We start from the raw sequence: 13,745 nt of genomic DNA on the forward strand, positions 1-13,745 counted from the left end.
CCGAGGTGAAAGCAACGAACTCGTCCGATGTTATTTTGGAAGTGGACAATCTCCATGTCTCGTTCACCACGCATGGTGGAGAAGTGAAGGCGGTTCGCGGAGTCAGCTTTACGTTAAGGAAGGGAGAGACTTTGGCTATCGTAGGCGAATCCGGCTGCGGCAAAAGTGTCACAGCACGCAGCATGACGCGTCTTCTTCCTGAGCATAGCTCGAAGATCAGCCAAGGTAGCATCCGCTATAAGGGCAGGGAACTGACCACACTTAGGGAAAAGCAGCTGCGAGAGCTGCGTGGCTCAGAAATTTCAATGATTTTCCAAGATGCCATGACGGCGCTGAATCCCACCATCTCCATTGGTGAGCAAATTATGGAAGGGATCATTCGCCATCAGAAAATATCGCGTGCGGAGGCACGCAAGCAAGCAGCGGAAATGCTAGGGCTGGTTGGCATTTCCAATCCAGAGATGCGATTGAAGCAATATTTGCACGAATTTAGCGGAGGCATGAGACAACGGATTATGATTGCCATCGCAGCGGTGTGCAACCCTTCGGTCCTTATTGCCGATGAGCCGACGACGGCGCTGGATGTCACTATACAAGCGCAAATCATTGAATTGTTCAAAATGCTGCAGAAGAAAACCGGTGTTTCCATTATTATCATTACGCATGATCTTGGTGTTGTGGCGAATATGGCCGATCGAGTCAATGTGATGTATGCCGGTAAAGTCGTTGAAGCAGGGACTGTTGATGAGCTGTTCCACAATTCGCAGCATCCGTACACCAAGGGTCTGCTTGCTTCCATGCCGCGTTTGGACACAGACAAGTCGCTACCGCTTACACCGATTGCGGGGACACCGCCGGATCTGTTTGCTCCGCCAGAAGGCTGTGCTTTTGCAGCGCGCTGCAGCTATGCCATGGAAGTATGCGGTGCCTATCAGCCGGAGCAGACGGCAGTATCGAGCAGCCATTCGGCAGCTTGCTGGCTTCAGGATCCGCGAGCTCAACTTGTATTCCAGCCGCCGATCAAGAGAACATCATGACGGCTCTAGGATAAATAAGACATTGAACAAAGGGGAGAAGTGCTTATGAAAAAAGTTTCAGCATTGCTAATCAGCTCCGTATTGGTCATCGGTACGTTACTAGCCGGGTGCAGTAAAGATCCAGGCGCCGGAACTCCAGAGTCTGGAGCCAAGCAGACAGAAGCAGCCAAAGAAGCGAAATCCAAAATCCTCCTGTACAACAATTTAAAAGAACCAACCTCCCTCGATCCTCCGAAAGGATTTGACCAAGTTTCTTACGACGTCGTCAACAATGCGTTTGAGGGATTGACGCGTCTTAGCAAGAACCAGACGCCAGAGCCAGCTATGGCCAAAGAGTGGAAAGTCACACCTGATGGGAAAAAATACACGTTTACGCTGCGAGATGGCATCAAGTGGTCCAATGGAGATCCGGTAAAAGCGGCCGACTTCGAGTATGCCTGGAAGCGTCTGCTGGATCCAAAAACAGCTTCTGATGCGGCTTTCCTCGCATATCCTATTGAAGGAGCGGAAGCTTTCAACTCCGGCAAGGGGACGGCGGACGCTGTGAAAATTAAGGCTTTGGACGACAAGACACTAGAGGTTAGTTTGATCCAGCCTGCTTCTTGGCTAGTCGGCATGGTTTCCAGCCCGGCCTTCTTCCCAGTGCATAAGGCGACTGTGGAAGGTAATGCCAAATGGGCAGGCGAAGCATCCACGATTGTAAGCAACGGGCCGTTCAAAATTACGGAGTGGAAGCATGACAGCGAGCTGAAAATGGTGAAAAACGATCAGTACTGGGATGCCGCCAACGTAAAACTGACGGGCGTTACGTTCAAAATGATCAATGATACCAACACCGCGTATCAGCTCTTCACTACGGGTGAGCTTCATACAACGGGTTCCATTCCGGCTGACATGAGTGATAAATTGTTTGCCGAAAATAAAGTGAAAGTGGAAGATGCCGCGGGAACTGCGTTCTACCGCTTTAATGTGAAAATGGCACCCTTCAATAATGTTAACATTCGTAAAGCTTTTGTTGCGGCAGTAGACAGACAGAAACTTGTAGATTTGGTATTAAAGCAAAAGCAGAAACCGGCAGACGGTTATGTATCGCCTGGACTTAAGGACCCTGCGGGTGGAGACTTCCGCCAGGTTGGCGGCAGCCTGATCAAGTTTGATGCTGCCGAAGCGAAGAAGCTTTTGCAAAAAGGGATGCAAGAAGCCGGATACACAACACTGCCTGAAGTTACTATGACTTATAACACGAATGATGTCTCTCAACGCATTGCTCAAACGCTTCAAGCGATGCTCAAAGACAATTTAGGCATCGATGTGAAACTGGCAAACAAAGAAGGCAAAGTGCTGACTACCGAGCAAAAGGCACTGCAATTGCAATTGTCCCGTTCTTCGTTCCTTCCGGACTTTGCCGATCCGATCAACTTCCTAGACGGCTTCCAATCGACGAATCCGTTCAGCCGTACAGGTTGGGTTAATGCTTCTTACGATAAATTGATCAAAGACGCCTATGTCGAATCGGATGAGTCCAAACGCTACAAAATGATGCATGATGCGGAGAAGATTCTGATGGACGAAGCGCCGGTTCTGCCGCTTTACTTCTATAACTCCACGTACCTGCAAAGCGACAAATTAGAGGGTGTCGTTAGACACGCTTTCGGTTTCCTAGACTTCAAGTGGGCAGATTTGAAATAAAAGGATATTGGAGGGATGCACCTGTCAGGGGTGCTTCTCCCTTTTTTCAGGCGGGAAAGGAGAACCCCAATTATGACTGAGCTTATTAAGCCTCGGCGGTTAAGCCCTGGCGACACGGTGGCTATTACAGCCCCGGCAAGTTGGGTAGATACGGAGCAGATGAAAGCGGCTTCACTCTACTTGGAGAAAATAGGCCTGCACGTTCAGCTCGGAGATACTTTATCCATGCAGTACGGCTATCTTGCCGGAACGGATGAGGCCCGGGCAGGAGAGTTGAACGCCATGTTCGCCGACCCTACAATTAAAGCTATCATTTGTGCGCGCGGCGGGTATGGTACCGGGAGAATAGCAGATCTTCTGGACTATGACCTTATTCGCGCGAATCCGAAAATTTTCTGGGGCTATAGCGATATTACTTTTCTGCATGCCGCGATCGGGCGATTCGCGGGTTTGGTTACTTTTCATGGACCAATGTTGATTGATCTGGGAAAAGATGAGGTGCATCCGCTGACGGTTCAAAATTATGAAACGCTCCTTCATCCTTCCATACTCCGTTACACAGAGGCGATTTCCCCACTGCAAACGTTAGTGGAAGGGGAAGCTTTTGGGCCTATTGTTGGAGGGAACCTCTCTTTAATCGTAAGTACGCTTGGAACGCCTTATGAGCTGGATACGAAGGGGAAACTGCTTTTTATTGAAGATATCGACGAAGAGCCTTATAGATTGGATCGAATGCTAAATCAGCTTAAGCTCGCTGGGAAATTGGCCGATGCGGCTGGAATCCTGATCGGTGATTTTACTAATTGCGTGCCGAATAAACGTAAAGTGTCGCTGACTTTGGAGGAGATTTTTAACGATCATATCGTTTCCGCGGGGAAGCCGACACTCTCAGGATTTAAAATCGGCCACTGCTCTCCGCATATTGCGGTTCCAATGGGGATAAGAGCAAGAATGAGCACTTACGAGAAGGTGCTGGCATGTACGGAACCCGGTGTAGAGGCATAAGCTTAAAGCTCAGGAGGCAATACCTATGAATATTATTCAAAGTGTTGAAGTCATGCGGCAGTCGACCCCACTCATAAAGCCGTTTAAAACAGCGCTGCGTACTGTCTATAAAACGGAGTCTATTATTGTTCGGATTCAGACGAAAGATGGCAGAGTTGGTTGGGGAGAAGCTCCGGCGACCATCGTCATCACAGGTGACAGCCTGGATAGTATCCATTCGGCTATCGTCAATACGTTCACCCCCTTATTAATTGGTAAAAGCTTGCTGGCTTACGAACGCATTCTGCACGAGATTCATCAATCGATGATCGGGAGCAGCAGTGCGAAAGCGGCAGTGGATATGGCTGTCTACGATCTTGTCGCACAGAACTGTGGTCTGCCGTTGTACCAGTTCCTAGGAGGATATAGGGATCAAATTGAAACAGATTTCACGGTCAGCGTGAATTCGCCTAAGGAAATGGGAGAAGACGCGATTCGTTATGTCCAAGAAGGCTTTAATGTACTGAAGATTAAAGTTGGGAAGGATAATCTCCAAGAGGATATCGAAAGAATGCAGGAAATCCGCAGATGCGTAGGCAGCAGCGTCAAAATTCGTATAGATGCCAATCAGGGATGGCAGGTGAAGGATGCCATTCGCACGATCCGCCGTATGGAGGATTTAGGACTTGATATCGAACTGGTTGAGCAGCCAGTGAAAGCCGGGGACATCGAAGGGTTGAAAATGGTTACGGATCACGTGGAAACTCCCATTATGGCGGATGAGAGCGTGTTTACTCCCATTCAAGCTTTTGAGGTGCTGAAAAACCGCGCAGCCGACCTGATTAATATCAAACTGATGAAATCTGGCGGTATATACAAAGCACAGATCATTAATCATATCGCGGAAGAATTCGGTGTCGAATGCATGGTGGGCAGTATGATCGAATCCCGCGTGGCCGTAACAGCGGCAGCTCATCTTGCTGCCAGTAAGAAAAATATTACGCGCTGCGATTTCGATGCGCCACTCATGATGCTTCAAGATATTGTGGTTGGTGGCGTGCAGTATGACGGAAGGATCATGACCTTCCCCAAAGCAGCGGGGCTTGGCATTGTGGACGTGATCCACAGCCACCAAAGTGTCGTAGGATCATGAGCATACTTAAACGAATGATGGTCGCTGTTTCTGTGGCAACGGTATGGACGAAGCCGGAATCTCCAAGACCTATGGATGAGCTTGCATTGAAATATCCGGCCGAAATAAGAGAATGGCTGGGGCACATGACGCTTGAAGATAAGCTGGATCTATGTCTGGAGAACCGGGTGCAAACACAGATTCTTTATGGTTCATGCGTTCTTGTCGTGGAAGAAATGGTGAGAGAAGGCAAAGGTTGGAGCAAGGTGCTTATCCCACAGCAGGAAACACGCAAAGATGACTTAGGTTATCCAGGCTGGGTACCTAGCTGCCAGTTAGTTGGAGAAGCGAAAGCTCTTGTCGATACGAAAAGAGCAGAAGTGATCTCTGATAAAGCATGGTTGTATAAGAATTCGACCGAAAGGTTGATCGAGTTGAGCTATTTGACCTCTCTTCCAGTGCTAGGGGAAACGAAAGAATGGGTGAAAGTACTGACTCCGGAGGGGGAAGGGTATCTAAAAGCGGATGACATTCGCTTGATTGATGGCCCCTTAGCTCCTAAAGATGGAGAAACCCACACTGGACGTGGGATCGTGGAGCAAGGGAGGAGGTTCCTCAACCTGCCTTATCTATGGGGAGGAATGTCCTCTTTTGGCTATGATTGCTCCGGCTTTGCTTATGCCTTGCACAGATATTTTGGCATTTTGATTCCAAGGGACGCCTCTGACCAAGCGAAGCAGGGAACTCTCGTTGACAAGGAACAGCTGGAACCGGGGGATTTGCTCTTTTTCGCTCATGAAGATGGGAAGGGAGCTATTCACCATGTAGGGATTTACGCCGGAGACAATCAAATGATACATTCCCCTGAAACTATAAAATGTATAGAAATTGTTGACTTGAGCACATTTAAGCTGGCTAAAGAGCATTGCGTATCTAGAAGATATTGGGAATAAATGGAAATAGAGGAGATGAGCCGCAAGCAGCGGTTTATCTCCTCTATTTATTCACGCAATGGAAGCATTTAACTGGCGGACGCTGTCGCATCTTCCGCTTGAAGAGGCTGACGAACAATTTTCACATCATAGAAGGATATTTTGTTCGAGATGATATACGAGGGAGTCTCTCGATGGGCATGGGATTCACGGAAAGCCTCGCTTTTGGTCCACGCGTTGAAATCTTCTTTGGACCGCCAACGGGTTACCACACTCACTTCATCATACTCTTTGATATTTTCCGTCAAATGGACCTCCAGTCCGAGAAAACCTTCCATATATTCGACTTTACCGATTTTATCGAAACGCTCGATCAGTTTGTGGGCGTCGCCTTTCGTGATGTGCGAAGTGTTTTCGGCTTATTATGCGACGACGGATTTTAACTATATCGAGCCGGATTTTGCCGATGATGAGGCATTCCGCCGTTTTTTGGAGGAAATTCAGGAGAAATCTCTATTTGCCAGCGACATGACATTGACTTCGCAAGTCCGCATTCTGACATTGTCAACTTGTGACTATCTTCTGGATCCGGTGAACGGCCGTTTTGTCATCCATGCCCGTTTGAAGCGATTGGACTGAATGGCATATGGGAGACGAATAGTGTGTTTATGACGAAGGAATTGTGAATCCCAGTCATAGGGAATGAGGCTGTCCCGTAAGCCAAATTTAGGATATAAGCGTCGATAGATGATGGGGTTTATAATTCCATGTGGAATGAAGGGGCTTCCAGATCAGATAAGATCTGATCAATTCAGTTCAGTTCGCCTGAGCGTAAAAACCTGCGAAAATACAGGGATTTCCGGGCGAATTCGGTTAAAAAGTGGAAATGCCTGCGATTGTGCAGGCATTTTTATCTTTTTCAGCCGCTCATCCAGAAAAAGCCTCAAAAGCCTGCACAAACGCAGGAATTTAACAGTTTCGGCTGTTCCAAGAGCAAAAAAGATGCATAATTGCAGGTTTAGAGAAAGCAACTGGAGCTAGAGGTCAGAGAAAGTAGAATGCTCGTCAAGAGATTATCAGAACCTGTAACCGCTATAGTGAAATATTTCCTGCACACTCTGCAAAGATCTCCTGCCTCGCCTAAAAGTATGAAACGTATGAAGAAATTTTAGGGAGTCGAGCATGTTTGGAAAAGAGAAAGAGAGCAGGAACATTGGTGATTAAGCAAGCAAACTTGGGTGAACAGCTCTTTCTACATTTCCAGCGGGACAATCGGGAGTTTTAAAATGTGACAAACTGTAGGTGCGACTTCCGGAAAGGAAACAACTGCAAAACGCCGATTCAACCGGTGTTAGCTGTGGTTAATGACATATGACACTTTGGAAAGGGGAATGATGACGTAATGCAACTTGTTGGTATGACAAGTTCCTTGCCATACTTGGATTTAGCCAGACGTTATGAGGGCTAAATACGATTCAAGGAGAAATCATTCATGAAGAAAACGATTTGCACCACCAGTCTTGCGGTTCTACTATTATCTACCACAGTCGTTACCGCCTGTACCGCACCCAGTGGCGTATCCCCGACACCTGTTGCAACTGAGAAGACCAGCTTGGAAGGACCGCGAGATGCCAAGGAAGTAGAGACATTCGCAGATGGCGTTTTTGCGGATAAGATGAAGAAGTTTAATACCGTTGGTTCTAATTTTGTCGTCGTCACGGATGGGAAAGTGGTGCTTAGCAAAGGTTACGGTTATGCGGATAGGGAAAAGAAAATTCCAGTTGATAAAGATACTGTTTTCCAAATTGGCTCTGTGACAAAGTCATTCACGGCATTGGCCGCCATGCAGTTGGTCGATAAGGGGAAAATGGATTTAAAACACGATATCCAAGAGTACTTGGGAGGAATGAAGGTTCCGAATATAACGGGGAAAAAACTGACGATGTTTGATCTGCTCACTTATTCAAGCGGCGTTGACTTGCCGGATATCGTCACGGATATGTCTACAGAATATGTGAATAAAGATATTTCAATGAAGGAATACCTCGCTTCGCATATGCCAACTGTGGTCAGACCTCCGGGAGAAGCGTACACGTATGACAATTTTGGCTTCTTGCTAGCGGGATATGCCGTAGAGAACGTAATGGGGATGCCATATTCTCAGTACATGGAGAAAAATATTTTCAAACCGTTGGGCATGACCTCGACGAATGTACGTTTTACCCCTGAACTACTAGGCAGAATGTCTGCTCACTATGGACCCAAAGGAGAGCTGCTTCCCCTGGAGGGGTTTGCTCCAACAGAATGGCCTCAAGGCAGTATGGTCTCGACAGCAGATGACATGGCGAAATACCTCATTATGCATCTGAGCAAAGGAAAGTATGATGGCAAAGAAATAGTGAGCCAGAAGAGCATACAGCAAATGCAAACCTACCAGTTGTTTGCTGATAAGACGATTCCGATCACAACCATTGGATTTGAAGGTTATTTCCAAGAAAAGATGAACGATCAGCATGTCATTTTAAAAGGAGGGAATGTTCCAGGGCATTCTTCCTTGGTTGCTATTCTACCAGAGAAGAATACAGCATTGTACATGTCCTACAGCAACGACTCCATGATGAGTCTTGACGTGTATGAGGAATTTATGAATCATTATTATCCGAGAAAAGTAGAAGCTCCAAAGCCAACCTACGCGACAATCAGTGAGCAGCAAGCCAAAGACTACGTTGGATTATATCAAAACACGCGTCTTGCTGCCATAAGGACTCAAGTTTCATATTCGGATGGGAAATTACTTTTGGAGACTGGAACTACTGGCAAGCATACGTTGAAAATGATCCACCCTTTATTATTTGAAGATGAGTCAGGGATTAAATTGACGTTTAATAAAGATGAAGCGGGTCATATTGCGTATTTGTACTACATGCATCCCGCAATAGACATCGTAGCTTATGCGCAAAAAGTAAACATTAGTTCACCATTTTCTGATGTACCTGCGGATAGCAAATATAAGTCATTTATTAATAATCTTCATGCTTTGAAAGTCATGAGCGGAAAATCAGCCAGCCTCTTCGATCCCGAAGGAACGATGACACAGAAAGAATTCTCAGAAGTGCTGCTGCGCGCTCAAGGGTGGCAAAACATGCCCTATGCGGTTGAGCCGAATAAGAAGCTGATGATGACAGGAGTGCCTGATTATCAGCCGAATTCGCCTATCTCTAGACAAATGGCGGCGGTCATGATCCAAAACTTGAAACATGCTGCGCCTGGAACTAACGTTAAATTGAGTGGCGAAACGGATGCTTGGGCAATTGAAGCCATCACGGCTCTTGTTTCCCAAGGTATCATAGATCCGGATACGAAGATTAAAACAGATGCTTCCATAGACTTCCGTTCCAAGCAGCTTTTGAAGCGTCAAGAAGCCAGTGCGTTATTGGATCAAGCTTTTGATTACTATTCCTTGCCAATCCTCCATTAATTAAAAAAATAAGTTCATGGTCATTGAGAACAATTATCGATAGAATATTTTGTGCTTCGCATTCTTTTTTCGCGAGGCTCTTTCTTTTTATAGCAATCGGATTTATAGTAATTGTGTTCTCTGTGCAGAAAATGGATACTTGCAATAAGCTTTAAGGAGACATGAGCCGATGATTCGTGTAATGCTTGTTGATGATGAAGAAGATTCGCTGGATTTGTTGGAAATTTTGCTCGGACAAATTGGAAACATTCAGGTAGTAGGAAGGTATAGCAATCCGATTCAAGCGATTAAAGCTTTGGGCAATTCACATGTAGATGCCGTGTTCCTGGATATCCATATGCCGGGAATGAAGGGCACGGAAGCTGCCAGAAAAATCAGAAGCATGATCCCTCAAATGCCGATCATATTCACAACAGCATATGCGGAATACGCGATTGAAGCGTTTGAAATTCAATCGACTGACTACCTGCTGAAGCCATTTACGAGAGACAGGTTGCAGAACACGATTGAGCGTATTAAATCGTTATCGGATCCCATCATTCAGGCACGTCAGCGCGCAAGCATCACCCCGACCGTCTACTGTTTGGGAGGCTTCCATATTGGATTGCCAGGTGACGAGAGCAAGGTGCTGACATGGAAAACGAAAAAGGAAAAGGAGCTTTGCGCGTTTCTGATCCACTATGCAGGAAAATCGGTGAATACGGCATCGATTATTGAGGCGTTATGGCCGGGGTACGATCTGAACAAGGCGAAAACGTATTTGTATACATGCCTGTCTTATTTAAGGAAAAGCTTGGCGGAACATCGTATTCCGATCTATATACGCAAAGCGGATCAAGGGTTCGTCGCTGTATTGGACGGGCCCACGGTCGATGCAGCCGACTTTGAGCAGCTGCTGAGCAGCACCTTGGCTGAAGAGAAAATGGTCGAAAGGTCTTACGACACAATGAACCAGAAGTACACAGGTGAATATATGGAAGCTTGCGATTTCAGTTGGGCTACCGCCAGACAGTTGGAGATTAAAGCCTCGTATGTTCGCGCGCTCCGTAAATGGTACGCGTATTTTCGAAGTCAGGGCAACCGTACGCTTGCGGTGGACAGCATGCAAAAGCTATTGTTGCTTGCCCCTGATTCCGAGATCGACGGACGCGAGTTGATCAAGCTGCATCAGAAGATGGGCAATCGTAATGAGGCGTATCGAGTCTGCTTGCAATTGGAACAAGCGGTGCGCGTTCAATTGGGAGCGGAACTGGAGGAAGAGACAATGCGGCTATTCCAACAAACGAAAGAGCAAGCCCAATGAGAAAAAAAGTTGCGGCAGCGCTTATCACGTTATCTCTGTTGATTGCAACCTATGGGCTGTTGTTGAGCTACTTCTCTATCCATAAAAAGCCAATGCCTGCAGCGGTGAATGGGGCTATGGACTTAACCGCTTGGAAATTCGAGGAGGATGGAGTCGTTCGGCTGGATGGGCAGTGGGAGCTTTATCCGGATCAACTGCTTACTCACCAGCCTTCTCTCTCTTCTGCTGCAACAGGGGGATTAACGCCTGAAATGATTCAGGTCCCCGGATCATGGTTAAAACAGCTGGATACGATTGACATGGCGACCTACCGATTACAGATCCAGATCGGTGATGCAAGCGCGGTCTATGGATTGAAAACAGCATCTGTCCTGATTTCCAATCGGCTTATCGTCAATGGTCAAATCGTCGGATCAAGCGGGAATCCGGCAGATAAGCAGCATTACTACGCGCTTAACAAACCGTATGTCAGCTACTTCACGTTGCAGCCGGGCTGGAATGAAATTCTGGTTCAGGTGGCCAACTATGAATTTCGTGTAGGCAGCGGGATTGGCGAATCGCTTCTCTTGGGCAAGGCCGAGCAAATTGCTGTGCTTCGCGATCGAGCGACAGCTCATGATTGGATCGCGTTAACCGCCTTCCTGATCATGGGATTATATTTTATCGGATTGTTTTCCCAACGTAGAAACGATGTTTCACTTGCGGTATTTGGCATCGTTTGCTTATGTATTGCTGCATTTACAAGCGTCAGTGGTGAGAGAGTACTTTTCGATGCGGTCGGTCCGTTTCCGTTCTGGCTTTATTTCCGAATCCAGATGGTTTCGACAGTTGGCGTAGGCGTTGGATTTTTCCTCTATATATATACCGCTTTCCGGCCTTACTGCTTTACATGGCTCACTCGAGGCGGGCTGGCCGCAGGGGGGATACTTGCCCTGCTGCATATTGGCTTCGCCTCCCAGCTTACAACAGGGCCGCTTCGTCAATTGACGTCGTTTTACGTTACTTTCGCGTTGCTGTATGCAACATATGTATTCGTATATACGGCCCTGCACAATGTAGCGGGCAGCGGGTATTTGGCCGTAGCGGCAATGGCGTTGAATGCGATGGTGCTGAACCAGAATATGAACGTTTACTTCGGCGTGCCGATCTATTCGCTTGCGCCGGTTGAACCTTTTCTTGTTCTGCTGATGCTTGCGCTCTTGATGTCGCTCCGGTTCTCGAACGCTTTTCAGAAGATTGAGGAGCTGTCCGGGCAATTGATTCAAGCGGACAAGTTAAAGGACGATTTTCTCGCCAGAACTTCGCATGAATTCAAGACCCCGCTTCACGGTGTGATGAATATTTCCCGGTCCATGCTGGACGATGCCATTCATCCGCCAACTGCCGAACAGCGGGAAAAGATTCAATTGATTACGGACATTACGAGGAAGCTTTCGCAGCTCGTGTACGACATCTTGGACTTATCCAAGCTGAAGCTGGGCGAACTGAGAATCGTTCCGGCGCCGATCGATGTTCGTTCGGTCGCGGAGGTGCAAGTGCGCTTCTATTCCTATCTGTGCACGGAAAACCATATTCAACTGGTCAACCATGTGCCTGCACAGCTATCTTCGGCTTATGCCGATGAAATCCGTGTGAGCCAGGTTATCGGAAATTTGCTGGACAATGCGATCAAGCATACGGAGAGTGGAATGATCGTCATTACCGGGAGGGAGCATGAAGGCAGGCTCGAAATTGCGGTGCACGATACAGGCAAAGGCATCGAACCTCAAGACATTCCATTCATTTTTGAACCATTCAAATCATTCGAGGGAGATCAGCAGCGCGGCTTCGGATTAGGGCTGCCGATCGCGAAGCAACTAGTCGAACTGCAAAAGGGTACGCTTTGGGTTGCTTCCACGCCTGGAGTCGGTTCTACCTTTACATTCACGCTTCCGATCGCCGATCAGCGAAGAGATGCGTCATCGCCTTTGTCCTATTCAAGTCCTCAGGTCATGCCAAGGGAAACTGAATATTCCTTCGTTACGCCTTATCACACCAATCAGAGCGGCAAGCTTACGGTTCTGATCGTCGACGATCAGTACGTGAACTTGAAAGTTTTATTGGACACGCTTCGAGTCCTCGACTATCGCGTGATTGCAGTCAAAAACGGGTACGAGGCGCTGGAGCAGATCGATCAATCGGGCAGAATTGATCTCGTCATTCTCGATCTGATGATGCCGGGCATGTCTGGCTATGAAGTGTGTCAGGAGATTCGCAAACGATACTCGCTGCTGGAACTGCCTGTTCTGATGGTGACGGCAGCCATTCAACCCCAAGATAAGGTGGCAGCATTCCAAGCGGGGGCGAACGATTACTTGCCCAAACCGTTCGATCTGGAGGAGCTTAAAGCAAGGATCGGCAGCTTGCTCGCGATGAAGGAATCGCTTGGTCGAGCGGTCCACATGGAAGTGGCGTTTTTGCAATCGCAGATCAAACCTCATTTTTTGTATAACGTGCTGAACAGTATTGTGGCATCAAGCTATAAGGATGTGGAGCGAGCAAGGAAGATGATCACTGATCTCGCGGATTACTTGCGAGGAAGCTTTCGGTTCAGCAACGCGGAGGAACGTATTGGGTTTGCAGAAGAATTCAGCCTCATTCGAACGTATGTTGAGATTGAGCGAGCCCGATTCAAAGATCGTATTCGCTTCGAATATGATATCGCAGAAGCTGCCTATGGATTGCACATGCCGCCGCTTCTGTTGCAGCCGCTTGTAGAAAATGCGATCCGTCACGGGATCGGTGATCGCATTGAAGGCGGCACGGTAACGTTGACGGCGGAAGAGTCCGATGGGAAATGGCGGTTCGTCGTAGCCGACGACGGCGTCGGGATCGCACCTGAACGAGTGAAGACGCTGCTTGAACGAGCCGGCACAGATGAGCCGCAGGGGGTCGGCTTGCGGAATATTAACAAGCGGCTGAAATACGAATATGGCATTTCGCTGGAGTTGGAAAGCGAACCAGGACGCGGTACGAGAGTCACTATATGCATCCCTGCTTCGTCGGTTTAACAGCACTATGCCGATTGACCTAACAGGTTCTCATCGATTTCAGATGAGGCCTGTTTGATTTTGGTGAAAATTGTCGATTTTTAAGGTTTCTTTAAGGTGCAGTCGGATATGCTGAGCTAGAAAATGTGGTATTTGAGAAA

Annotated in this window: 10 protein-coding genes; 9 read left to right on the plus strand and 1 reads right to left on the minus strand. The window is 47.6% G+C overall.

The features are described from left to right. Positions 1-5 precede the first annotated feature (5 nt). The 5 genes from HQN90_RS09780 (at position 6) to HQN90_RS09800 (ending at position 5,795) form a co-directional block, all read left to right on the plus strand. The gene (locus HQN90_RS09780) at positions 6-1,037 is read left to right on the plus strand and encodes an oligopeptide/dipeptide ABC transporter ATP-binding protein (RefSeq protein WP_173217674.1); all 1,032 of its coding nucleotides are present in this window, start codon (positions 6-8) and stop codon (positions 1,035-1,037) included. Between the two features lie 45 nt (positions 1,038-1,082). Then, positions 1,083-2,726, plus strand: a complete 1,644-nt coding sequence (locus HQN90_RS09785) for a peptide ABC transporter substrate-binding protein (protein WP_173217677.1) — start codon at positions 1,083-1,085, stop codon at positions 2,724-2,726. 72 nt (positions 2,727-2,798) lie between these two features. After that, on the plus strand, positions 2,799-3,731 hold the full coding sequence (locus HQN90_RS09790; RefSeq protein WP_173217679.1) for a S66 peptidase family protein: 933 nt from the start codon (positions 2,799-2,801) through the stop codon (positions 3,729-3,731). Positions 3,732-3,756: 25 nt separating this feature from the next. Continuing rightward, a complete protein-coding gene (locus HQN90_RS09795) occupies positions 3,757-4,863 on the plus strand; it encodes a dipeptide epimerase (protein ID WP_173217681.1) in 1,107 nt (368 codons plus the stop codon). Further along, positions 4,860-5,795 (plus strand): C40 family peptidase, encoded by a 936-nt coding sequence (locus HQN90_RS09800; protein WP_173217683.1) that lies wholly within the window; start codon positions 4,860-4,862, stop codon positions 5,793-5,795. Before HQN90_RS09795 ends, HQN90_RS09800 begins: the two co-directional genes overlap by 4 nt. Positions 5,796-5,863: 68 nt before the next feature. Here HQN90_RS09800 and isdG read toward each other — a convergent pair whose 3' ends face one another. Then, positions 5,864-6,175 (minus strand): heme oxygenase, encoded by a 312-nt coding sequence (isdG, locus tag HQN90_RS09805; protein WP_173217879.1) that lies wholly within the window; start codon positions 6,173-6,175, stop codon positions 5,864-5,866. On the opposite strand from isdG, the gene HQN90_RS09810 reads away from it, so the two are divergent. The 4 genes from HQN90_RS09810 (at position 6,171) to HQN90_RS09825 (ending at position 13,605) form a co-directional block, all read left to right on the plus strand. Next, positions 6,171-6,413, plus strand: a complete 243-nt coding sequence (locus HQN90_RS09810) for a class B sortase (RefSeq protein WP_173217685.1) — start codon at positions 6,171-6,173, stop codon at positions 6,411-6,413. The genes isdG and HQN90_RS09810 overlap by 5 nt on opposite strands. Positions 6,414-7,266: 853 nt before the next feature. Beyond that, the gene (locus HQN90_RS09815; protein WP_173217687.1) at positions 7,267-9,252 is read left to right on the plus strand and encodes a serine hydrolase domain-containing protein; all 1,986 of its coding nucleotides are present in this window, start codon (positions 7,267-7,269) and stop codon (positions 9,250-9,252) included. 169 nt (positions 9,253-9,421) lie between these two features. Next, positions 9,422-10,555: a response regulator gene (locus HQN90_RS09820; protein ID WP_173217689.1), complete on the plus strand. Its 1,134-nt coding sequence runs from the start codon at positions 9,422-9,424 to the stop codon at positions 10,553-10,555. Next, positions 10,552-13,605, plus strand: coding sequence for an ATP-binding protein (locus HQN90_RS09825; protein WP_173217692.1), 3,054 nt, complete (start codon positions 10,552-10,554; stop codon positions 13,603-13,605). Before HQN90_RS09820 ends, HQN90_RS09825 begins: the two co-directional genes overlap by 4 nt. The last annotated feature ends 140 nt before the right edge of the window (positions 13,606-13,745 follow it).

This window comes from Paenibacillus alba (assembly GCF_013204855.1).
GTDB classification, from domain to species: Bacteria; Bacillota; Bacilli; order Paenibacillales; family NBRC-103111; genus Paenibacillus_E; species Paenibacillus_E alba.

Excerpts from the sequence above, each read along its gene's own strand:
- HQN90_RS09785 (WP_173217677.1), top strand. The coding sequence starts at position 1,083 with ATGAAAAAAGTTTCAGCATTGCTAATCAGCTCCGTATTGGTCATCGGT.
- HQN90_RS09790 (WP_173217679.1), top strand. The coding sequence starts at position 2,799 with ATGACTGAGCTTATTAAGCCTCGGCGGTTAAGCCCTGGCGACACGGTG.
- HQN90_RS09795 (WP_173217681.1), top strand. The coding sequence starts at position 3,757 with ATGAATATTATTCAAAGTGTTGAAGTCATGCGGCAGTCGACCCCACTC.
- HQN90_RS09800 (WP_173217683.1), top strand. The coding sequence starts at position 4,860 with ATGAGCATACTTAAACGAATGATGGTCGCTGTTTCTGTGGCAACGGTA.
- HQN90_RS09815 (WP_173217687.1), top strand. The coding sequence starts at position 7,267 with ATGAAGAAAACGATTTGCACCACCAGTCTTGCGGTTCTACTATTATCT.
- HQN90_RS09820 (WP_173217689.1), top strand. The coding sequence starts at position 9,422 with ATGATTCGTGTAATGCTTGTTGATGATGAAGAAGATTCGCTGGATTTG.
- HQN90_RS09825 (WP_173217692.1), top strand. The coding sequence starts at position 10,552 with ATGAGAAAAAAAGTTGCGGCAGCGCTTATCACGTTATCTCTGTTGATT.